Annotated in this window: 15 protein-coding genes; 4 read left to right on the top strand and 11 right to left on the bottom strand. The window is 62.4% G+C overall.

Annotated elements, in window-relative coordinates:
- Nucleotides 1–134: 134 nt before the first annotated feature.
- The 4 genes from A3CW_RS54445 to vgrG all read right to left on the bottom strand — a co-directional run bounded on the left by A3CW_RS54445 (nt 135) and on the right by vgrG (nt 6,258).
- Nucleotides 135–1,013 carry a hypothetical protein gene (locus tag A3CW_RS54445; protein ID WP_322787966.1) on the bottom strand — a complete coding sequence of 293 codons (879 nt, stop codon included), beginning with the start codon at nt 1,011–1,013 and terminating at the stop codon, nt 135–137.
- Nucleotides 1,014–1,100: 87 nt separating this feature from the next.
- Nucleotides 1,101–1,487, bottom strand: a complete 387-nt coding sequence (locus tag A3CW_RS52480) for a hypothetical protein (protein ID WP_154678017.1) — start codon at nt 1,485–1,487, stop codon at nt 1,101–1,103.
- 115 nt (nt 1,488–1,602) lie between these two features.
- Nucleotides 1,603–3,879 (bottom strand): M23 family metallopeptidase, encoded by a 2,277-nt coding sequence (locus A3CW_RS0124045; protein WP_028205841.1) that lies wholly within the window; start codon nt 3,877–3,879, stop codon nt 1,603–1,605.
- Nucleotides 3,880–3,885: 6 nt separating this feature from the next.
- Nucleotides 3,886–6,258, bottom strand: a complete 2,373-nt coding sequence (gene vgrG, locus A3CW_RS0124040) for a type VI secretion system tip protein VgrG (RefSeq protein WP_028205840.1) — start codon at nt 6,256–6,258, stop codon at nt 3,886–3,888.
- A gap of 823 nt (nt 6,259–7,081) precedes the next feature.
- On the opposite strand from vgrG, the gene A3CW_RS47420 reads away from it, so the two are divergent.
- A complete protein-coding gene (locus A3CW_RS47420; protein ID WP_035513795.1) occupies nt 7,082–8,668 on the top strand; it encodes a methyl-accepting chemotaxis protein in 1,587 nt (528 codons plus the stop codon).
- A gap of 113 nt (nt 8,669–8,781) precedes the next feature.
- Here the strand turns inward: A3CW_RS47420 and A3CW_RS0124030 are convergent, their stop codons facing one another.
- From A3CW_RS0124030 to A3CW_RS0124010, 4 genes are all read right to left on the bottom strand, one after another.
- Nucleotides 8,782–10,131, bottom strand: coding sequence for an MFS transporter (locus tag A3CW_RS0124030; protein ID WP_028205839.1), 1,350 nt, complete (start codon nt 10,129–10,131; stop codon nt 8,782–8,784).
- A gap of 523 nt (nt 10,132–10,654) precedes the next feature.
- A complete protein-coding gene (locus A3CW_RS0124025) occupies nt 10,655–12,430 on the bottom strand; it encodes a tannase/feruloyl esterase family alpha/beta hydrolase (protein ID WP_028205838.1) in 1,776 nt (591 codons plus the stop codon).
- 192 nt (nt 12,431–12,622) lie between these two features.
- Nucleotides 12,623–13,351 (bottom strand): substrate-binding domain-containing protein, encoded by a 729-nt coding sequence (locus A3CW_RS0124020; RefSeq protein ID WP_028205837.1) that lies wholly within the window; start codon nt 13,349–13,351, stop codon nt 12,623–12,625.
- 88 nt (nt 13,352–13,439) lie between these two features.
- A complete protein-coding gene (locus tag A3CW_RS0124010; protein ID WP_028205836.1) occupies nt 13,440–14,465 on the bottom strand; it encodes an amidohydrolase family protein in 1,026 nt (341 codons plus the stop codon).
- 370 nt (nt 14,466–14,835) lie between these two features.
- Between A3CW_RS0124010 and A3CW_RS0124005 the strand changes: the two genes are divergently transcribed.
- Nucleotides 14,836–16,008, top strand: a complete 1,173-nt coding sequence (locus A3CW_RS0124005) for an epoxide hydrolase family protein (protein ID WP_028205835.1) — start codon at nt 14,836–14,838, stop codon at nt 16,006–16,008.
- Nucleotides 16,009–16,011: 3 nt separating this feature from the next.
- Here A3CW_RS0124005 and A3CW_RS47415 read toward each other — a convergent pair whose 3' ends face one another.
- Nucleotides 16,012–17,013 carry a fatty acid desaturase gene (locus A3CW_RS47415; protein WP_081771782.1) on the bottom strand — a complete coding sequence of 334 codons (1,002 nt, stop codon included), beginning with the start codon at nt 17,011–17,013 and terminating at the stop codon, nt 16,012–16,014.
- A 128-nt stretch (nt 17,014–17,141) separates the two neighbouring features.
- Between A3CW_RS47415 and A3CW_RS0123995 the strand changes: the two genes are divergently transcribed.
- Together A3CW_RS0123995 and A3CW_RS0123990 are read left to right on the top strand one after the other, a co-directional pair.
- Nucleotides 17,142–17,966 carry a phosphate/phosphite/phosphonate ABC transporter substrate-binding protein gene (locus A3CW_RS0123995; protein WP_028205834.1) on the top strand — a complete coding sequence of 275 codons (825 nt, stop codon included), beginning with the start codon at nt 17,142–17,144 and terminating at the stop codon, nt 17,964–17,966.
- 229 nt (nt 17,967–18,195) lie between these two features.
- Nucleotides 18,196–18,996, top strand: coding sequence for a MetQ/NlpA family lipoprotein (locus tag A3CW_RS0123990; RefSeq protein WP_051481686.1), 801 nt, complete (start codon nt 18,196–18,198; stop codon nt 18,994–18,996).
- Nucleotides 18,997–19,679: 683 nt separating this feature from the next.
- On the opposite strand, the gene A3CW_RS0123985 is transcribed toward A3CW_RS0123990, so the two are convergent.
- Nucleotides 19,680–20,660, bottom strand: a complete 981-nt coding sequence (locus tag A3CW_RS0123985; protein WP_028205832.1) for a zinc-dependent alcohol dehydrogenase family protein — start codon at nt 20,658–20,660, stop codon at nt 19,680–19,682.
- A 51-nt stretch (nt 20,661–20,711) separates the two neighbouring features.
- Nucleotides 20,712–22,109 (bottom strand): dihydrolipoyl dehydrogenase, encoded by a 1,398-nt coding sequence (locus tag A3CW_RS0123980; protein WP_028205831.1) that lies wholly within the window; start codon nt 22,107–22,109, stop codon nt 20,712–20,714.
- Nucleotides 22,110–22,187 lie beyond the last annotated feature (78 nt).

The raw sequence follows: 22,187 nt of genomic DNA, 5'->3' as shown, positions 1-22,187 counted from the left end.
GGCAAACATGGCCAGTATCAAGCCTCAACGACGAACCGATCACCTCATACGATTCATCGGCAAATACCGGTTCCACAGAAAATACAAAAACAAGAAAATCAGACCAAGTCTAAACATTTAATCTACTCACGAAATTATGCCTTTAGCAATCCGGGTATATTCGAGCCTCCGGGGCGCATCGATATAGCCGCCATTAATCGCGTATGTAACATCCCCTGAAATCTGCTGTTCTTTCGCCTTATCCCCATCTGAAATTGCCATCTGCGGGGGTCTTGGTCAATACGCTTTGCGACATTCGGCCTTGAAAATCGCAGATAGAATCCACCACTATCCAAACAATTTTCTCGAAGGCTAACTCGTTGCGGCTCGTCAATCATCGCTGGAACTTTCGTCACGCCACTTCGATTGTGCGCAATAAACGCCGGGTCCTGCCACCATGATGCAGAAAATGAAGTCGTAGAAATCCAAGATTTGAATACCCAGTAATCCGAATAATTGCTACGTCCGGTTAACTGCTTAAAACCTCGACCGCGGAACTTTTGTGCATCTACACGATCGCAGTTGCCGTTCCTCCAGTCGTAAGAACCAGTTATGCGCGCACCATGGCCAGTTGGTTTGCGAAAGAATTCCGGCAGCCGTCTCCTGTCGTGCCCGAATGACTGATACTCGGCGAGTGGCAAGAGATGCATGTAGAGCGAATAGAACGTTAGCGTACGACCCTCGCCCGTTTCGGTCGAATGCTTGAGCAGGACGAACCCAGCGTTGCCATTGCCCGAGTCCATCGCGTGCTGGCAGACCCGGTACGCGACGACCTCGCGGTCGGCGATGGCGTGGACAGGGCCATGCACATCGGGCGCGAGATGGGCGCCGCAATGCCAGCGCCGGTCGAAGGCAATCGGGTAGATGCCGTGCGCAAATTCGAACTCGTCGACGGCGTCCATCATGGGGGCCGGCGTCGATCCGTCGCTAGACGTAAGACCGGATGCCGGCAGAAACGGAGGGCTGATGATCATGGCGTATCAGTTCGAATGGGAGTACCGCTCATTGAGCGTCAGGTCGCTTTTCGGCAGCACAGGCAGTATCGCGTTGCTGCATCTGTCTTACTTATAAGCACTGGAGCAATCGAATTTCTTTAGCTTACGTCTACCTATGTAATAGCAGTATGCTGGCATATATATGGCCCTATGTTTATTCCACAGGTAAACAACTTTGATCTCGTTAAAATCCGGAGCCGACTGTGTGATCGTCGTCCATTCCCGAGGTCTTGAGGTAATATCTTTACCAATCTTTGGCGTTATCGTTGAAACCGGCGGCGACGCAAGAACAACACACCATTTACCATCTTTACGTCTTTCAAAAATGGTCCTTGGTGCGTTTTCTCCCGACGTCCTATCTGCGGTGAGAATCATATCGACGGAACCATACGTTGCTCTTTCGTGGAAGATATTGTCATCGGAACCATAGTCTTCGCCATATGCATCAGCCATCCCACTTTCGATTGACGGGTAACATGAACCATAGTGCGATCCAATCCATGCGTCGGGTAGCCCCCGTATTTCGCTAGTGGCGCACGCAGGAATCGACACTGAAATGCAAAAGATGCTAAGGAGTTTGCGGTACATAGTCGAAAGATACGGTTTGAGAAAATGGAACAGTTGTCGGCGGGAAAGTGCGACACAGCACAGGGCTAGATGCGGGAAGTAAAGGTGGATAGGCGAGTACCTCGTGACTTGGGCGACCGACTGTATCCAGCAAGACACGCTCAAGCAATGCGGCGAATTGTTGTCGATTCACATACCCTGCACCTCCTCCGTTAACAAGCCAACTAATGAATCCAACCACGAGCGGAGAAACCCCAAAATCGGCCGCTCGATTCATGTTGTGCGTATGGCGAAATGTCTTGGAAACCCAAAACATTCCTGATGACTCAGCAGCATGCGCGAGATCTGTTGCGACAACTTGTGGATCATATAAAGGTGACCAACGCTTGGCCGAATCGCCGTCAGCCCAAACGTGCGTCGAAGTGAAAGTTATACGGGGATCAGCGTATGACCCCGCCCCGTGGGTCGCGATACATCGGAATTTCTTGTATTTTTCATAGTTAACTGGCCAAGTTAGCTGAAGGTAGCCCCGTCCGTAAAACGGGCCATAGGCGTGACCATGCCCGAGCGAGTCCTCCATCATTGTTCGAAGCACACCCGTCTCAATGTACGTTTGGGCGAGAAAATGTACCAGTCTGGGTTGATTGGCATGCAAATATTTTCTGTAGACTAGATTAATGAATTTGTGATGCGTTTTTGCTCGCTCGTACGCTGTATTCCATGAAAGATTCGCGGATATCGACACTCTCGGCAAACACTGAGCCAATTCGTCCGCGCTCAGCCATCCGCACTTCCTGAAGTGCCGGATAAATGCAAGCGGATGGAAGAACCAAAGCTTCTGTCCGGCGGGCAACCCCGTCGTGTCCCAGAACTGGATCTCCATGAGGTACTTAAGGAACTCTTTGTAGCCGTCTTCGTTACCGTTATAGAAGCCATCTTCGTCGAGCAGCTTCGCGTAGCGCGTCTGGTTGTTCGTGCTATCCCATTCGCTCGGAGCATTGCAGATAAACCCGCGCAACGCCTGGCGAACACTGTCGTGCCCCTTGACGTAACCTGAGAGCGCGTCCGCTTTTTGCACTTCCGTTGTTTCGGCCGCGTTAGTCAACCGTCCGCTGTCGGCAACGTCGTTGACGAGTTTCCCGAGCGCGTTGATATCACACAACCCGTCGCTACTAAAGGGCGTACTCTCGTCACAGAGCTTCTTCCAGCCCATAAACGACGGGAAGTCCGCATCAGACAGTCTCCTGATCTCCGGCTTGCTGATGTCGATATACCCCTGCTTCCCAGCGGCGTAGGTTACCTTTACCCAGGTCGTCTGCGTCGCATTCGAAGACAGGACGCGTCCGAAGCGTAGCATCTCGTACCCGTCGCTCGGACAGGCTGAATACAGCGCTGTCGCGCGCTTGTACAGGTCGTATTCGTAGTCGGCTTCTGGTACCGGCTCCCGCGTCAGTAACGTACGCGTACCATCGTCCGCGACACTCCATACGTTCGTGTACTTTGTGCCCGTGCTGAAGTAGGTTTCGACTGCGAGCGACAGCGCGTTTGTTCCCACCTGCCCCGGATCGAACGCAATCCCGTGCAGTTTATGATCCGCTCCCGTTTGCGGCGGTAGTGCGAGAAATGACTGCTCCTTGGGAATCGTGTAGTACGTATGCCCCCAGCAATCCGACGCCGTCGGCGTCGTCGGCGCTGCAATGCCAAGCTGCGTATGGCTGAAGTACGCGTCGAAATCCCCCGGCGTCATGAAAATCTCGAAGTGCATATATACGACGCCCTCATACCGCCCGAGAAACCCGATAACGTCCTTGCGCCGTACCTTGTTACCGCCACCAGCCACCGCAGGCGTTACCTGTCCTTGAGTATCCGGCCCGGAGGGTTTGCGCAGGAACTCGGGGAGCCGCGTACCGTCGTGCCCGAATGACTGATACTCGGCGAGCGGCAGCAGATGCATGTAAAGCGAATAGAACGTCAGCGTACGACCCTCGCCCGTTTCGGTCGAATGCTTGAGCAGGACGAAGCCTGCGTTGCCATTGCCCGAGTCCATCGCATGCTGGCAGACCCGGTAGGCAACAACCTCGCCATCAGCGATGGCCTGGACTGGGCCGTGGTCGTTGGGCGCGAGATGGACGCCGCAATGCCAGCGCCGGTCGAACGCGATCGGATAAATACCGTGCGCAAGTTCGAACTTGTCGACGGCGTCCATCATGGGGTCGGGCTTCGATCCGTCGCTAGACGTGAGACCGGATTCCGGCAGAAACGGAGGGCTGATGATCATGGCGTGTCAGTTCGTATGGGAGTACCGTTCATTGAGCGTCAGGTCACTCTTCGGCAGGACGGGTAGCTGGGCCGGCACGTTGTCGGGACCGACAAACGTGAACGAGCCCGCCTTGATGGTGAATGCACCGGGACAGTGGAACGTCATGTTGCCGTTCTCGATGACGAGTGAGGCGCCGCCGCTGTTGAGCGTGATTTTCGACTTCGCGGAGACCTGGACGTCCGCGCTCTCGCTCGCGATGCGTAGCTGCTTCTGTGCGAACAGGTCCATGCCGTCGGTGAGCGCCGCCGCCGTGAACTTCCCCTTCGCGGCGGTGAGGTTGATACCGAGCTTGTGCGCGCATAGCGAGAACAGTTCGCCCGCAGCCATCCGCAGCCGTTTGGCGGTGCTGACGTCCATGTGCTGGCCCGCCGTGACGATCATGTTTTCGCCGGCCGAGTGCTGGGCCGAGCGCGGCGTCACGAAGGCCATGCCCGCCGGGGCGCTCGCGAGGAGCCCCGCGTCACGAAGCTGATTCAAGCCGTCGAGCAGCGCCGACTGCGTCGCACGGTCGGCAGGATCGGCTCCGGCCTGCGTCGTCGCCGCCGCGAGGTCCGTTACGCGCTGTAACGCCACCTTGAGCTGCGCGACGGCAACGGGCATCTCGAGCTGCGGCGTATCCGGTCCGGCCGCTGCGTCCGCCGAGAAGAACAGACCCTTCGCTGCGCGCACCGTCCCCCACCCCTGGGTCGTCGCCTCAATCCCGTTCCCACGAGGGAGCTTTTTGCCGTTGAGCAGATATCCCTGGTTGATCGCAGACTGGCTGTAGACCGTCGCGATACGCGCGCTTTCCTTGCCCTTCAGGTCATTGAAAACGATCTCTGCCCCGAGAAGCGGCGAGCGCCAGATCGCGTAACTAAACAGCGCGTCGGTGCTTCGTACGACATCAGGGTGCGAAAAATCGTGCAGGGCTCCAGTTATATGGAGACGATCGATATCGCCGTGGGCCCCGTCGAGCAAAACCTCGGTGGTGGGAAGCAGCGGCGAATGGAAGCCACCCTGGTAGGACGATGACGGACGCAGCAGGCGCAGGTTCAGCAGCTTGTTATTGGCATTTCTCGAGCCCTGCAGGAACTTCGGTACAACGGGATAACGCCCGTATTCGTCCACGTATGCGTAGGGGGTCGAGTCCAATGTCGTGACCACGCCGACGACAGGCCCCGTCAGAAATCGCCAGTCCCGCTCGTAGTCAAACACCGGACGGTAGGTCAGATGCGCGGGCATCGCCATGAAGCGCGCGAAAGCGGGCTTCATGCGGCTTCCCTTCATCTTGAACGACGTCACCACGAAGCCGTATTCGGCACTGGACATCTTCGTATTGGTCAGCTTGATCACTACGCCCGGTGCAATGCCCTTCGCGTCGCTAGCGCCAGCGAGCGTCACCTGACGCGCGACTTGCTCGTCGCGTCGCGCCTGAGCGAGCGTCTCGCCCTGCTGCTGCGTCAGATGGAACTCCGCGCTGCGGCTGATCTGCCCGAACACCGAGCGGTCGTCCGCCTGCGCGGAGACTTTCGCCATGGCCCTGAGCGGGTCCTCCGGCGTCCGGTAGTTCCGCTCCCAAACTTCAATCGCCGCCGGTACCAGGGCGCGCTGCTCGTGAACTTCCTGCGCCGCCTCGTGCAAGTTGCTGTGCAGTCCCGCGCTGGCCAGCAGCGGCAGGTTGATCGACCGGATATAGGCACGCGGGTTGTCCGCGAACACGAGGATGTCCAGCAGCCCGTTCTCGCCGCGCTCCTGCCGGTAGAACCAGAAAATGCCCTTGCGCTTTGCATGGCGTGCGATGAAGTGCCAAACCGACTCCTCGTACATCACGATCTGCTGCATCTTGTCCTGCGGCCCTTCGAGACGGAACTCGACATCGAAGGCGTCAAAATTTTGCCCGTCGACCAGCTTCTTCCTGACCATCTCCTCGAACGTGACATCGTCGAGCACATCGGAGTGGACCATGCGCTTGCCGAGCGCGGCAAAGCGCGGTTCGATGCGCACCTCGTAGGCCGCCTCGTCGCGGCTTGTGCGGATACGCTTCCAGCGCGTCACCACCCCATTGAAGGTGGCCGCCGCATGGTCGACCGGCGTCGTCCAGCTCGCCGAGGGCACCGCGGCGCGCTCGTCGACCTGCAGGCCCGCTCGCCGCCCGACGTAGTCCTTGCCGTCGATGTCGAGGCGCGCAGACGTGACCGTGACAATGACGACGTAGTCCTTGCAGAATCCGCCGCGCACCTTGAAGTCAAGCACATCGAGATCATTCTCCTGCTTGCCAATCCACAGCCTGAAATGCTGGGTCAGGCGCACGCTCGGGTGACGCAGCGCATCGGTAAAATTCTTCGAGAGAGCACTCATTCCACGCTGTCCTGTGCGGTTGAAAGGAACGAAAACAGAATCGTTGCGTCCGCAGCTATCGCGTGAAAAATCTAGGGCTGCAAGCACGGTCCGTCAATCACCAGACATCGGCCTTCCCCAGAATCTTCAACATCCCTGTTAAATGACAATAAATCGGAGTCCTTTTATTTTTTAAGACAGAGTTTCGCGGTAGCCGATCAAGAGGAACCTCGTTACGCAAAAGCATCCCGAGCTTTGTTTGTAACCGCCCGGGCGCCCGGTCCTAACGCCAGCCGCCAATTGAAAAATTGACGCGCAGCCTGCGGAGCAGGCAAGCGAGTTCTGCGATCCACGCGGACAAGCCTTGATCACCGCTGGACGCAATGCGAATTGGATTTGCGCCATATCTCACCGCCGGGGTCTAGCTCGAGCGAGCGAAACTGGACTCGTATCACGTCTGCTCTCAACTGACGTGACGCAGTGAAGGGAGACCGGGCTACGCCACATCATCCGGAATGGCCGTCGCTATCGACTTTTGCTGAACACGTTTCGACCGGTCGTATCGAATCTGCTTTGCGGGACTTGCGAAGAAGTTATCGGATGTTGTGCATGCAAACACCCACTGAAAAGCCACCGACGCTTCGTCTTCCTGGCTGCGAGCCTTATGCCGTGGGCGTTTCAGCCCCAGCGCCCCGGCCCACGCCACAGCACTTCGCTTCTCTTATCGTCCTCCTGCGCCGCGGCGACGAATTTTGCCCTCGAACCGCCCCATACATGATCGAAAACACCGGCCGATAAGCAGCGGACAGCGGGACAACCCAATCAAAAACGACGGAGACCACGAGTGCACACCGAATCATCGACCCGACCGAACCATCAGGGAGAAGCCGCTCTCCCGCCCGGAAAACTGCTCGTTTCCACGACCGACACGCGCGGCGTGATCACCTATTGCAACGACGCATTCATCGAAGCCAGCGGCCTTTCCCGTGAAGCACTGATCGGGCACCCTCATAACGTGGTGCGCCATCCCGACATGCCCTCCGAGGTCTATCGCGACATGTGGGCGACGCTGAAAAAGCGTGAGCCGTGGGTCGGCGTGCTGAAGAACCGCTTCAGCCATGGGCGGCATTGCTGGGTGCAGACTGGCGTGACGCCTATCGTCGAAGGGCAGCATGTCGTTGCGTACCGGGCCGTCCACACCGCCGCTTCGCGCGATCAGGTTCGGGCTGCCGAGGCGCTGTATGCGACGTTGCTCGCAGAGCAAAGAGCCCGCCGGCAAGCGCACCATCTGCAGGCAGGCGCAATCGTTCGCAAGGACATGGTGGGGCGGCTTGCGCGCTTCGTGCATCCCACCATGAAGACGCAGACCTACCTGCTCACGAGCGGTCTCGCGGCGGCCGGCATGGTCACGGGTGTCCTGATCGACGGCGGCGCTGCGTCGATCACGCCCGTGCGCACGGCGATCGGCCTTGCCGCTTGCCTCGCGTTCGGCGTGCTGGCCGAATACCGCATGCGCTTCATGTTCATCTATCCGTTGCGCCGTCTGCTGGGCGCGGCCACGCGGCTCGCCATGGGCGACCTCACGCAGAAGGTCGAGAACACCTGGAAGCCCACCGGCGTGGTCGGCAAGCTCGAACAATCGGTCAATCAGGTCAGCCTGAACATGCGCGCCATCGTCGGCGACGCGCGCGACCAGATGGCGAGAATGAGCGCGGCCACGGCGACTGTGTCCGAAGGCAGTCAAACGCTCTCGGCGCGAGCCGAATCGCAGGCGGCGAGTCTCGAGCAGTCGGCGGCCTCGATGCAGCATATCGCGGCCAACGTGCGGCAAACCGCCGATGCGGCGCGCCAGGCGGCCACCAGCGCGGGTCAGGCACGCGCCATTACCGAAGACAGCGGCCGCGCCGTGGAAGCCATGACGGTGACAATGCAGGGCATTACCGAGGCCTCCCGCAAGATCGGCGAGATCATTCAGGTGATCGAAGGGATTTCCTTCCAGACCAATATTCTCGCGCTCAACGCGGCCGTGGAAGCGGCGCGCGCGGGCGAGCACGGACGCGGTTTCGCGGTGGTGGCGAGCGAGGTGCGCAATCTCGCCGGCCGCGCGGCGATGGCCGCCAAGGAAATCGCGGGTCTGATCGTCGACTCGACGCAGAAGGTTCAGGAAGGCTGCCAACTCACCGAAACGGCCCGCGAAAAGATGCAGCAGGCGGTGCAGGCAGTGCGCGACGTGAACGTGCTAATCGACGAAATCAATACCGCGACCGGCGAGCAAAGCGCCGGCATTGCCGAGATCAAGCAGGCTCTCGATCATATCGAAGCGCTCACGCAGCAGGACAGCGCACTCGTGAATCACTTTTCGATTTCGGCCAATACGCTTGGCAGAAATGCGCAGACCGTGATCGAAACAGTGGGCGCGTTCAGGATTTGACGCTGCAATCAAGCGGAGGCTGTGTCTCCGCTCTCACGCCAAACAAAAAAAAGGCGCGGCAGTGCAATTCGCACCGCCGCGCCGATCAGTCCAGCGCTGTTGCTAAACGAAACTCAGTGTGCCGCGCTCACCTGCGTAGCCGGTTCCGACTGACGCGCACGCTGCGAAACCAGGATCGCGATGGCCGCGAGCACGGCCGGTACGGCGAGCATCGCGAGAATCGCCGCGAATTCCCAGCCAAGGCCCAGCAGCGCGCCGCCGATGGCCGAACCGAAGATGCTGCCGAAGCGGCCCATGCCCAGCATCCAGCTCACACCCGTTGCACGCGCAACCGTCGGATAGCGGCCCGGTGCGTAGGCATTCAGGCCCGTTTGCGCACCGCTCATGCAGAAGCCCGCGGCGAACACCAGCAGGGCGAGCGACGAGGACAGCGCGCCCACGCCGGCCAGCGCCAGCACGCAAATACCGCCGCCGACATACGCCGCGCTGATCACGCGCGCCGGGCGCACCTTGTCCATGATCCAGCCCACCAGCACGGCGCCGATCGTGCCGCCGATCTGGAACATGGCCGTGACGTTCGCCGCCACCGTGATGGAGAGGCCCGCGTCCTTGATCAGCGTGGGCAGCCAGCCGGTCAGCAGATAGATGACGAGCAGGCCCATGAAATACGTGACCCACAGCGCGAGGGTCATCACGCCATAGCCTTCGGAGAACAGCACGCCGATCGGCTTGCGCGTGGGCAGCGGCGGCTCCGCCGAGACAAAACTCTCGTCGCCCGCGAAGTTCGCGCCGGTCACGCGGTTCAGCGTCGCGGCAATGCGCTTGCTCGTGGCGCCCCGCACGGCCAGCAGACGCGCCGACTCCGGCAGCAGCCAGGCCTGCAGCGGCACGAGTGCGAGCGGAATGGCGCCGCCGAAGATCAGCACCGCGCGCCAGCCGTGGTTCGGCACGAGCCAGCCAGCCGCGAAGCCGATCAACGCCGAGCCGAGGTTGAACCCGGTGAACATGATCGTGATGAGCAGCGCGCGGCGGCGTTGCGGCGAGTACTCCGAGAGCAGCGTCGTGGAGTTCGGCATGGCCGCGCCAAGACCGATGCCGGTCAGCACGCGCAGCACCGCCATCGAAACCGGCGACTGCGTGAACGCCGTGAGGATCGTGAAGACGCCGAAGAGGAACACGGAGGTGATCAGCACCCACTTGCGGCCAACGCGGTCCGAGGCGGGGCCGGCGGCCAGCGCGCCGATCACGAGGCCGATGGGCGCCGCGCTCATGACGAGCCCGAACTCAGGGCGCGAAATGCCCCAATCGTGAATGATGGAGGGCGCGACGAAGCCCATGATGGCCACGTCCATGCCGTCGGCGGTCACCGCGAGGAAGCACAGCGCCACCAGTAGCCACTGGTAGGCCGAAATGTGGCGTTCGTCGATGAACGCCTTGATATCGATTGTTTTGCTGCCAGACATCTGTAGTCTCCTGTCCGTTCTGTGGTCTGCCGCTCGCTCGTGCCCGAGTCGAATTTCTACGAACTGCTATCCGTCGGGGGCACGATAGGTGGCCAACCCTTCGCCTGAAAGTGCGGGTTAACCACATATTGGATACGTCCGTGCCCGTCTGCATGGGCGAATTCGGCACGCCCGCACTTGCGATACCGGCCCGAAAGCCGCGCCGCGTAAAGGCCGGGCGCGATCAGCCCGTGCTTTGCCTGACACTGCCCGGGGCTGGAATCGAATCGAGCGTGATAAGCAAAATCGATGCTCTCCGAAAGGATTCGCAAACGCGCCGGACGATCGTGCGGAATTCAGTTGCCGCTACATCGCCGGGCGGCGCTCCTATACGCGCCGCTTTTCGAGGCGGCGGCGCAGTTCGAGCCGCCGCCCTTGCCCCGAATTTTCCATGCAATTTATTTATCGCATTACAAACGAAACCAGCCCCGAAGGGCTGGCCGGTTCAACCGTGAATCATGCGAGTGTGCCCGAAGTTCACCCGTTAAGGCGCGGCAACACCCTGCGTAGTCGGCGTGTACGTCGCATAGAAGCTCGAGCCTGCCCAGGCATGCGTGGGCTGGTTGTACAGCGGTGCGCCCTGGGTCCAGTTCGCGCCGAGGTGCCAGTCGCCGGTGCCCGTGAACTGCGCGACTGCCGGGTACGGATAAACCGGGCGGCTGGCCGTCACGTTGTTCGACGAATCGGTCTGATACGTCATGACCGCGTTCGGCGCCGTGCCCTGCTCGGCCCACGTCGTGATCTGCGAGACGAGGTCGATGTTCGGGAAGCCTTCGCCGCCGCCGCAGTGAGCCACGCCGGGCACGAGGTACAGGCGCGCGAAATCGCTCACGTTCGAAGCACCCATCGTGTTCTGCATCGCTTCGTAGTACTGGATCGTGAAGAGCGGCGAAATGTGTTGATCCGCCCAGCCGTGCCACAGGATCAGCTTGCCGCCCGCCTTCTTGAACGCCGAGAGATCGGGGTTCGTCGCGTCCATGAGCGGATGGTTGGCCTGCAGGTAGGTCGGGTAGAAGCTCGCATCCGTGTAGCCGAAGGTGTCGATGGTCGGCATCGCGGGCGAGCCCGTGAAGATCAGGTTGTAGGCACCCGTCACGATCATGTAACTGAACAGGCTCTTCACCGAAACCGCCGCGGCCGTCGAATTCGTTGTGGGTACTTCCACACCGACCCAGTTCTCTTCCGAACCCATCTGCGGAGAGCCCGCCAGCATGCGCTCGCCCGTTGTCGCGTCCACCGGTCCGCCATAGATCTTGCTCGCGGTGGCGACTTCGGCTGCGGTCAGGCAGTTGCTCGTGTTCGTCGCGCCCTGCGCACACTGGATCGATGCGGGATCGAAATTGCAGGTGCGCGGATCGGCGATCAGACCATCGGGCACACCCGCCTGGCCGCCGCATGCCGCGACGACAGCCTTGTGCAGCACGAGCGCCTTGTCGGCGTAGAGGGTCGCGTTGCCGGTGCTGTCGCCGGTCGTGCTTTGCGACTCCACGCTCCAGCCGTGATACAGCGAGTTCTGGATCTGGAAGTGTGCAGCCGGCGCGCCCGCGATGATGCCGTTATAGTCGTTCGGGTAACGTTGCGCGGCCATCAGCGCTTCGCGGCCGCCGTCCGAGCAGCCGATGAAGTACGCGTACTTCTGCGTTTGCCCGTAATAGGCCTTGATGAGCTTTTCCGCCGTGAGCGTCGTGATGTGCTGCCCGCGATAGGCGAAATCGGCCTGTTTTTGCGGGTCCGTGGTCCACGTCGTGTCGTTGCCCGAGTGGCCCATATCGGTCGCCGCCGTCACGAAGCCGCCTTCCTGCACGAGCGGGCACGTGTAGCTGAAGCTGAACGACGACTGCTGGGTCGGGTCGCTCAGGTTGCCGCACAGGCCCCCGCAACCTAGCGCCGCAAAGCGCTGCGTCCACGTGCTCACCGGCAGCGCCACTTCGAACGTATTCGAAGGCGCGAGCGTGCCCTTCACCGTACAGAAGTTGACCGAAGCACCGTTGATGGTCGCCGTGGTCACACTGGCCGAAGTAATCGCGCTGCCCGCGCCGCCAATATCGGTGATGTCGACCGATGCCAGCTTCGAGCAATCCACCACGGGCGCGACGACCGCGAGCGGCGCTTTCGACGCATCGGCGCTACTGCGGCCACTACCGCCACTGCCGCACGCGGCCACGAGCCCGGCCGCCGCGAAGAGGGCGCACAGCGAGAGCAGCGAGGCTGCACGAGCGCGCACGCTCGTGAAAAGCTGCCGGGGATGCAGGGTTCTCATGCTTGCCTCCTGAGGTTGTCCGTATTGGTGTTCTTCTGATTCACTTTTCACGCCTCCGATTCTGTTTTTTTCTGATTAGTAAGCCTAATTAATTTGAATACGTGGACCGTTCGACATGAGATGTCCAATCCAATCGCCTTATTGCTCCTTCCATTCCGCTGATTGCCGTCTTGCTCGTGCCCTGCTGCCCAGCTACCGCCCGTGCGCCGCGCCGCCTGCCGGCTCCATGCCAAACGCCCGCTTGGTCGCCACGGCGCGTTCCGATCCGAGGAACGCCAGGAAGTCCGCCGCCGCCTGCCGCTGCTGCGACACCGCGCAGATCGCCGCGGAGAAGACCGTGACGAGTTGCGCCCCGGCCGGCAGCGGCCCGATCACGTCTACGCCCGGCACATCCTTTAGCTCGCTCAATTGCTGAAACCCGATCTCGACCTCGCCTTGCGCGATCAGGCTCGCGACAGGCACGCCCGGCTGCGCCATCACGAGGCGCGGCCCGAGCGTTTCGGCCACGCCCCAGCGCTCGAGCAGCCGCAGCAGATGGTCGCCGCTAGGCCCCGTCGAATAGCCGATGCGCGCCGCGCGCAGCATCGTCTCGCGCAGTGCGTCTTCTGTGCCGATATCCGGGTGCGCCGCGCCGGCGGCGACGGCCGCCGCCATGCCGGAGCGCACCACGTCCATGCGCGCGCCAACAAGGTGGCCGCCCGCTGCCAGGCGGTCGATCGCAGCCGAGGCCAGCACGGCGAAATCGAACGCCGCGCCCGCCTGTACGCGCCGCGCGGCTTCCACGCCGCCTATCGCGGCAACAGCCAGCCGCTGCCCCGTTTCGCGCTCGTATTGCTCGGCGAGACCCGCGAGCAGGAGGCGCGTCGCCATCGACCCGACCCCCGCCAGCGCGGCGTTGCTTTTCACATCGTCCTTTGTCATTGACTTCCGTTTCAGTCGAGAGTGAGCGAGGCCGCCTTATAGTGCGCTTCGCCGGTATTGCACAGATTGCGAGCCGACGCGTGCGCGCTCACAACCCCTTTGCCTTGAGCCGCGCATCGAGGCGCGGATACACGCGGCGCGCGTTGCCTTCGTAGATCTTGTAGCGATCGGCGGCGTCGACATGCGCGGCTTCGATATAGCGCTTCGTGTCGTCGTAGTTGTGGCCCGTTTCGGGGTCGATGCCGCGCACCGCGCCGATCATCTCACTCGCGAACAGAATGTTGTCGACGGGAATCACGCGCGTGAGCAGGTCGATGCCGGGCTGGTGATAGACGCAGGTGTCGAAGAACACGTTATTCAACAAATGCTCGCTGAGCGGCGGCTTCTTCAACTCCTGCGCGAGGCCCCGAAAGCGCCCCCAGTGGTAAGGCACCGCGCCGCCGCCGTGCGGAATCACGAAGCGCAGCGTGGGGAAGTCGCGGAACAGGTCCGACGTCAGGCACTGCATGAATGCGGTCGTATCCGCGTTCAGGTAGTGCGCGCCCGTGGTGTGGAAGCACGCGTTGCAACTCGTGCTCACGTGGATCATCGCGGGAACGTCGTATTCGACGAGCTTCTCGTAGATCGGGTACCAGTGACGGTCGGAAAGCGGCGGGCTCGTCCAGTGGCCGCCCGAGGGATCGGGGTTCAGGTTGACCGCCACATTGCCGTACTGCTCCACGCATTTGACGAGTTCCGCCACGCACGTGGCCGGATCGACGCCCGGGCTTTGCGGCAGCATCGCGGCCGGCACGAAATGCTCGGGAAAAAGCTCGCTCACGCGGTGGCACAGCTCATTGCAAATGGCGGCCCAGGTGCTCGACACCTCGAAGTCGCCAATGTGGTGGGCCATGAAACTCGCGCGCGGGCTGAAAATCGTGAGATCGAGACCGCGCTCGCGCATCAGCTTGAGCTGATTGAGTTCGATCGACTCGCGCAATTCGTCGTCGCTGATCTTCAGCTCCGATGCCTTCGGCATTTCGGACGGATGGGCGATGCCCGCTATCTGGCGTTTGCGCCACGCCTCCAGCGCATTGGGCGCCGTCGTGTAGTGGCCGTGAATGTCGATGATCATTGGGACCTCTGCTGCTGATTCGAATCGTTGCGCTACGGTACGAATTGGCCCCACTGCGCTAGTAGCCAGGGCTATTACCTAGATTGTGCAAAAAATACCGCTCATGGCAATAAGCGGGTGCGGCAGCCGGCGGCTGAAAATACTGCAAACCACGGACGCCGTGGGGTTTGCGCCGCGCCGCGTTGCCCGACTGAGGCGTCGCGCCGCCCCGCCGCGCTTGCCAAACGCCGATAAATTAAATCGATGCCTCGATAAACATCTGGTAAGCGATGGATGGAATTCGAAGGGTCGCTGGGGGCGGCCGATGCGCGGCGGCGAATTCGCTCATAATGGTCAGCTCCTCGGCCTGCCAGCGTGCGGATGAACCACCATGCATATCGACCGGTTTGAAATTCGCGTTCCCGAAGAGGCACTCGACGACCTGCGCCGGCGTTTGCGCGCCACGCGCTGGGCCAACGCTACGCCCTCGCCGGCATGGCAACAAGGGGCCGATAGTGCGTGGCTGCGCGAGCTCGTCGCGTATTGGGCAGACGAATACGACTGGCGCGCCGCCGAACGCGCGCTGAACCAGTTGCCGCAGTTCATGGCCGAAGTGGGTGGTGCGGGTGGTGCAGATGGCCAGCGCGTGCACTTCGTGCATCGGCGTGGTGCGGGCCCGAAGCCCTACCCGCTCGTCATCACGCACGGCTGGCCGGGCTCGTTCATCGAATTCCACGCGCTGCTCGACCGGCTCTGCGATCCCGCCGCATTCGGCGCGGACCCGGCCGATGCGTTCGATGTCGTCGTCCCGTCGCTGCCGGGCTTTGCCTTTTCGCCCGCGCCGGCAGCGCCCGGCACCTCCGCGTTCCAGATCGCAGACCTGTGGGCCGCGCTCATGCGCGGTCTCGGCTACGAGCGCTTCGGCGCGCAGGGCGGCGACCTCGGCGCCGGTGTGTCCATCGCGTTAGCCGCGCGGCACAGCCAGGCCGTGGAGGGCATCCACTTGAACTTCCTGCCCGGCACGTACGAACCCACAGTCGATGCCGCGCAAGCCCCGCTCACCGATGAGGAACAGGACTATCTGCGCGAAAAGGCCGATTGGGCAGCGCTGGAGGGCGGATACGCGCATATGCACAGCACCAGGCCGCAAACGGCGGCGGCGGCGCTCAACGACTCGCCCGCGGGACTGGCCGCGTGGATCGGCGAGAAGTTTCGCGCGTGGAGCGACTGCGACGGTGACATCGAGCGGCGGTTCTCGAAGGACACTTTGCTGACGGACCTTTCACTGTACTGGTTCACGGGCGGCATCGGCACGTCCATGCAGATGTACTGGGAAAACCGTCTCCAGCCGTTTCGCTTCGCGGCCGGGCAACGCGTGGCGCCGCCCATCGCCTTCGCGCACTTTCCCAAGGAGATCAATCACCCGCCGCGGTCGTGGCTCGAGCGCGTGTTCGATGTCGCGCAATGGACCGACATGCCGCGCGGCGGCCATTTCGCCGCCATGGAGGAACCCGATCTTCTCGCCGCCGACATCCGCCGCTTCTTTAAACGGTTCCGGCAGTGAGCGTCACTGCGCGGTGCTATCGCCGAACGGATGCGCGGGAGCATCCGTCGCGCGCCACGCGTAACGCCTGAGGAGCGCGGCGTAGCCCTCGATCACGAAACCGCCGCATTTGTGCCGATAGTCGTCGCGCCGCATGCGGTAGGCGCGCGCCAGCTGAAACCACGGCAAGCGCGGCAGATCGTGGTGCACGAGATGGTAGTTGTTGTTCAGATACAGAAAGCGCATGACGAGCCCGGCCTCGTTGATGGCGATACGCGCCTTGGGATGCGACGCCGCGCGATGCTCGTACAGCGAGCGGACCATCGCGAGCCCGAGCGCGGGCCAGGTGACGGCGGCGAGATACCACCACCACGGCACGCCCGCGTAACGCTGCACCCACGCGAGCAGCAGCACGACGGCCGCGCAGTGCGCGAGCCACATCGGCACGTCACGCCAGTCGCCGCTTCGCAGCGCTTTCGTCGCGCCGGCGAGCATGGCGGCCACGCTCATGGGCGGCCCGATCACCACACGGCCCACGAAGCTCTTGCGTGCGTGCCATAGCACGCGATGCCAGCGCGGCAGGCGAGCCCACTGCTCGTGCCGCACGTAGTTCGTTTCGGGGTCGATGCCCGGCACAGTCAACGCTTCGTCGCGATGATGCGCCATATGGCTCTCGCGGTACACCGCATAGGGAAACCAGACGGCAAGCGGCGGCCAGCCCAGCGCCATGTTCAGCCATGCGAAACGGGTGGGATGACCGTGCAGCAATTCGTGCTGCAGCGACATATGCCATGCGCACAACACGATGAGGCATGGCGTGGCGGACACGAGCGTGACCAGACCTGAGCGCACGAACGCCAGCACCGCAAACCAGCCGCCGTAGATCACGGCGATCAGCAGCCACGTGGGCCATTCCGTGCGTGCGGTGAACCCTGTGGCGAGCGCGGCGATTTCCCGCGCGTGATCTGCGTCGAAGTATTCGGCCATGTTCGCCAGCTCCCGCGATGAAGGATGGTGCCACTCCATACGGAGAGCAAAGCAACGCAGGTCCTCACCATACCGAACGCGCGGCGCTTCACCAACCAACGAATTGCCATTTGCTTATTTCACCGCGCCGCGCGACGCGCCACGAGCGTGCGGCGTAGAATGCGCCGATGACCCGCTGGATCGCCTCCCTGCCGATGTACAACGTGACGCCGCAACATGCGGCGTCGTGGCGCTCGCTGTTGAGCGACTGTCTGTCCATCGTTGCGCGCTCGTTCGAGTTGGGCGACATCGCGATCGAGAACGCGCCGGAGGGCGAACTCATGCCTCACTGGCACCGCGAGGATTTGCTGCTCTCGCAGACCTGTGGGTATCCATACCGGATGCTCGGCCTCGCCAAAGAAGTCCATCTGATTGCGACCCCGATATTCGACGCACCCGGCTGTGAAGGCCCACGCTATCGCAGCGTGCTCGTCGTTTCGGCGCAGGCGTGGGAGCTCGGCGCGAAAACGCTGGCAGCGTGCCGCGGACTGCGCGCTGCGTGCAACGGCGCGGATTCGCATAGCGGCATGAACGCGTTTCGCCACGCGGTCGCGCCGCTCGCACGCGACGGCCGCTTCTTCGCCTCGGTGCTCTTGACAGGCTCGCACGCGGTCACCTTACGCGCGCTGGCGAACGGCACGGCCGACGTGGGCGCCATCGACTGCGTCACGTTCGCGCTGCTGCACGATTCGCATCCCGAACGGTTCGATGGCGTGCAAACCATCGGCATGACGGCCTGCGCCCCTGGCCTTCCGCTGATCGCCTCACGCGCGCTCGGCGAGAATCAGGCCGATGGATTGCGCGATGCGCTGGACGCCGCGCTCGCAGCCGATCCTGAACGTGCACACAAGCTGCGGCTGCGCGGGTTCGCCAGGCTCACTGGCGAGGCGTACGCCGAGATCGAGGCGTTCGCCAGCACTGCCGCTCGACAGGGCTATGCCGAGCTGCGTTGAAGCGCGGCGTCACAGAAGCGGGAACGGCGAGAGTGGACACGGAACGGAACTCGCGTGATGGATGGAATCGCTGCGTCCTGGCCACGCCGTTGCGCGCCGCAAAACGACGAATATAGCTAAGCAATCCTCCCAAAATTGGTTGTCCGCTTGCAGTGCGCTCACTAGCATCGCCTTATCCACAACTCTTCGAATAACGGATCCTATGAAGAAAAGAACCTTGCTGGGCACGATGCTGGCTTCGCTCGCGCTGGGCGTGAGTTTCGGGGGCGTAACGCTCGCGCACGCGGCGGACCAGACATTGCGCGTGGGCATCATGTCGGGTGAAGACGAGGACGTATGGCGCGTGGTCGCCGCCAACGCCGCGAAGCGTGGCCTCACGATCAAGGTGACCACGTTCTCCGAATACACGCAGCCCAACGAAGCGCTTTCGAGCCACGACCTCGACGCCAATTCGTTCCAGCACAAGCCGTATCTCGACGCACAGATCAAGGCGCGCGGCTACAAGATCGTGCCGGTGGGCTTTACCTACGTGCAGCCTATCGGGCTGTATTCACGCAAGGTGAAGTCGGTAGCGGACCTGCCGCAGGGCGCGACCATTGGCGTGCCGAACGATCCGAGCAACGAAGGCCGCTCGCTGCTGCTGCTCCAGGCCCAGGGGCTCATTACGTTGCGCGAGGACGTCGGCCTGCTGCCGACCGCACGCGACATCGCAAAGAATCCGAAGAATATCCATATCAAGGAACTCGATTCGGGTATTGTCGGGCGTGCGATTGGCGATCTGGATGCGGCTGTTGTCAATACGGACTGGGCCGTGAAGTCGGGGATCAAGATTCCGCAGGAGCGGATTGCTCAGGAGAAGGTGACGGGTAATCCTTATCGCAACTTCATTGCCGTGAATGAGAAGGATGCCAATGCGGGATGGGTGCGTGCGCTTGTGGAGAGTTATCAGCAGGCTAATGTCGCTTCTGAGATTATTGCCGTGTATCACGGGGCGACGCTGCCTGCCTGGCAGGGTGCTCCGCAGCAGTAAGGGGGGATGCGGTGGGGGCGCTGTGATGCTTTTTGTTCGTGGGGAGTCGGCGCTTTTGCGCTTTCCTTTTGGGCTTTCCTTTGGGCTTTCCTTGTGTTCGCATCGGTATGCAGGCGTTGCCCCTGTGCGGGGCGGCACCTACTTTTCTTTGCCAGCGGCAAAGAAAAGTAGGCAAAAGAAAGCCGCTCAAACCGCTAGCGCCTGCCACAGTTCACATCTCTCCGTTAATGGTGAATGGCTCCGGAGCGTCTGTCACCTCGCACCACCAAAGTTAGTGACAAGGCAGTCATTCATCCCGCTGCTCGCTACGCGCGCTGCGGTNGGGTCTGCATGGGAAACCAGGTGGCACGCGTGAGAATTCGCGAGAACTCATGTGCCCCACTGGTGTTTGGTTATGCCCTTCGGCGCGCGNAGCGCCGCCGGAAGGATGAGCGCCTTGTCACTCCGTTTGGGGGCGAGTGGCGACAGACGCTCCGGAGCCATTCACCATCTACGGCGAGATGTGAACGGTGGCAGGCACTGGCGGTTTGAGCGGCTTTCTTTTGCCTACTTTTCTTTGCCGCTGCAAAGAAAAGTAGGTGCCGCCCCGCACAGGGGCGACGCCTGCATACCGACGCGAAAACAAGAAACGCCAAAGCGCGAGAAATCCCGCCCGCAGCGGTGCAGCACCCGACACCACACCCTCAACCAATCTCAACGACAATCTTGCTAGCCGCACTACCATCGGCGACAGCCTCATAAGCAAGCTCGGCTTCACCCAGCGCGAAGCACCGCAAATCCACCCGCGGCTTGAGCTGCCCCGCCTCGGCAAGCCGCGTAGCCTCGCGAAGCATCTCACCGTGATGCAAACGGTGCTTCCCGCTCAAAAGCGGATAAAGCGTAAACACACCCGAATAAGTCGCCTCACGAAACGACAGCGGCGCGAGCGCGTGCGTGCCCCACCCGAGCGCGCTCACCACGTGCCCAAAATGCTTGACCGCGGCAAACGAAGCGTCGAGCGTCTTGCCGCCCACCGTGTCCACCACGAGATCAAACCCGGCACCCGCCGTATGCGCCTGAACATACTGCTCGACGCTTAGCGCGCCATAATCAATAGGCGTCGCACCCAGCAGCGAAATCACATCGCCATTGCGCGCGCTTCCCGTCGCGAAGACATTCGCACCGAGCGCGCGCGCAATCTGCACGGCCACGTGGCCGACGCCGCCCGCGCCGCCCTGAACCAGCACGCTCTGTCCCGCCGCCACGTGCGCGCGATCGACGATGCCCGACCACGCCGTGATGAACGCAAGCGGCAGCGCGGCGGCTTCGCGCATCGAGAGATTCGCAGGCTTGCGCGCGAGGAGGTCCGCGTCGACGGCGGCGTACTCGGCCAGCGAACCTTGAATGCCGCCCACGCCGCCCGTCATGCCATACACCTCGTCGCCCGGCGCGAAACGCGTGACGCCCGCGCCGACCGCTTCCACCACGCCCGCCATGTCGATGCCGAGCACGAGCGGCAGTGGATGCTTCGCATGATCGGCCGTGCCTGCACGAATCTTGACGTCGAGCGGATTGAGGCCCGCAGCATGAACGCGCACGAGCACCTGGCCCGTTTTCGGCTGCGGGAGATCGAGCGTGGCCAGTTCGAGCGGACCATCGTACTGGCTGAGGACGAGTGCCTTCATGTTAGTGTGTGCGCCGTTGCGAGTTGAAAGGGGTAGCCAGGCGAAATTCGCTTAGCCCTTGTGACTCAGCTGCGAGGCAGCGTCGCGCAGCGCCGTGCGCAAGCCTTCCTCCACCACCGGGTGATAGAACGGCATCGCCACCATGTCGTCCACGCTCAGTCCCATCTGCACACTCCACGCGAGCAGGTGCCCGATATGTTCGGCCGCCGGTCCGAACCATTCCGCACCCACGAAGCGCCGTGTCGCGCGATCCACGTACACGTGGCCCAGGCCGTGGTTCTTGAGCATCACGCGGCTGCGGCCCTGATCTTCGAAACTTACCGCGCCGGTCACGAAGCTGCCTTCCACCAGTTCCCGATGTGACTTGCCAACCATGGCGATCTGCGGATCGGAAAACACGATCGCAAGCGGCGCACGGCGCGCAACGGGTTCGACTTCGGGAAAGCGAGCCGCGTTGCGGCCCGCTGCGCGGCCCTCGTCTGCGGCCTCGTGCAGCAGCGGCAGCACGTCGTTCGCGTCGCCGGCCAAAAACACCGGCGCTGTGCCGACTTGCAGCGTAGCCGGGTCGAAACGCGGCACGCCGTGCCCGTCGAGTTCGAGCGAGGTGTTTGCAAGGCCCAAATTCGCCACGTTGGGGTCCCGGCCAGTTGCCGCCAGGACGTAATCAAACGTGGCTTCGGACTGCGTGCCGTCCGCGCGGGCGTACCGCAGCGTCACGCCCACATCGCTGCGCGTAGCCGATACGACACGTCCCTGCGCCTCGAACTGCATTTCCGCGCCGAACACGCGGTGCGCTTCGCTGATCAGACGCGGGTCCGTGAGCGGCCCCACGCTGCCGTGCGAGCCGCCGTACAGCGTCACCCGCACGCCGAGCCTCGCGAGCGCCTGGCCGAGTTCCAGACCGATCACGCCCGCACCGACCACCGCCACGCTGCGCGGCAAGTCCTCCCAGGCGAACACGTCGTCGTTGACGATCAGCCGGTCGCCAAGCCCGGCCAGCGACTCGGGTACCGTGGGCGTCGAGCCCGTTGCGATCACGACGCTTCTTGCGCGCACCTGCATGTGCTCGCCAACCTGGAGCAGGCCGTCGTCGATGAAGCGGGCGTGCCCAACGAGGCGGTCCGCTTCGGGCAGGGCGAGCGTGCTGTCCACGACGAAACCGACGAACCGGTCCCGCTCGCTGCGTACGCGCTCCATCACGGCCCGGCCGTCGATTTCCATGCCGAGCGGATTCACGCCGAAACGCGGCGCCATGGCCACCGCGTGCGCCGCCTCGGCCGCCGCGATCAGCAGCTTCGAGGGCATACAGCCCACGCGCGCGCAGGTCGTGCCGTAAGCGCCGCCTTCAATGATGATTGCGCTTGCACCTTCCGCCTTCGCCGCGCGGTAAGCGGAAAGTCCGGCCGTGCCGGCGCCGATAATGGCGACGTCCGTTCGCAGGGTTTGCATCGTGTTTCCTTGAAGGGTTCATGCATTCGTTTTCATAACCCAGTCTAGGAGGTCCACGCGCGTGGGTGAATGTCGGCG

This window comes from Paraburkholderia nodosa DSM 21604, from assembly GCF_000519185.1.
In the GTDB taxonomy this organism is placed as follows: Bacteria; Pseudomonadota; Gammaproteobacteria; order Burkholderiales; family Burkholderiaceae; genus Paraburkholderia; species Paraburkholderia nodosa.
The sequence above is the reverse complement of the archived record's forward strand: the minus strand, read 5'-3'. Positions and strand labels throughout refer to the sequence as shown.

Bases quoted from the DNA above. Each gene is read 5' to 3' on its own strand.
- A3CW_RS54445 (WP_322787966.1), bottom strand. From the start codon at position 1,013: ATGATCATCAGCCCTCCGTTTCTGCCGGCATCCGGTCTTACGTCTAGC.
- A3CW_RS52480 (WP_154678017.1), bottom strand. From the start codon at position 1,487: ATGGCTGATGCATATGGCGAAGACTATGGTTCCGATGACAATATCTTC.
- A3CW_RS0124045 (WP_028205841.1), bottom strand. From the start codon at position 3,879: ATGATCATCAGCCCTCCGTTTCTGCCGGAATCCGGTCTCACGTCTAGC.
- vgrG (WP_028205840.1), bottom strand. From the start codon at position 6,258: ATGAGTGCTCTCTCGAAGAATTTTACCGATGCGCTGCGTCACCCGAGC.
- A3CW_RS0124030 (WP_028205839.1), bottom strand. From the start codon at position 10,131: ATGTCTGGCAGCAAAACAATCGATATCAAGGCGTTCATCGACGAACGC.
- A3CW_RS0124025 (WP_028205838.1), bottom strand. From the start codon at position 12,430: ATGAGAACCCTGCATCCCCGGCAGCTTTTCACGAGCGTGCGCGCTCGT.
- A3CW_RS0124020 (WP_028205837.1), bottom strand. From the start codon at position 13,351: ATGACAAAGGACGATGTGAAAAGCAACGCCGCGCTGGCGGGGGTCGGG.
- A3CW_RS0124010 (WP_028205836.1), bottom strand. From the start codon at position 14,465: ATGATCATCGACATTCACGGCCACTACACGACGGCGCCCAATGCGCTG.
- A3CW_RS0124005 (WP_028205835.1), top strand. From the start codon at position 14,836: ATGCATATCGACCGGTTTGAAATTCGCGTTCCCGAAGAGGCACTCGAC.
- A3CW_RS47415 (WP_081771782.1), bottom strand. From the start codon at position 17,013: ATGGAGTGGCACCATCCTTCATCGCGGGAGCTGGCGAACATGGCCGAA.
- A3CW_RS0123995 (WP_028205834.1), top strand. From the start codon at position 17,142: ATGACCCGCTGGATCGCCTCCCTGCCGATGTACAACGTGACGCCGCAA.
- A3CW_RS0123990 (WP_051481686.1), top strand. From the start codon at position 18,196: ATGCTGGCTTCGCTCGCGCTGGGCGTGAGTTTCGGGGGCGTAACGCTC.
- A3CW_RS0123985 (WP_028205832.1), bottom strand. From the start codon at position 20,660: ATGAAGGCACTCGTCCTCAGCCAGTACGATGGTCCGCTCGAACTGGCC.
- A3CW_RS0123980 (WP_028205831.1), bottom strand. From the start codon at position 22,109: ATGCAAACCCTGCGAACGGACGTCGCCATTATCGGCGCCGGCACGGCC.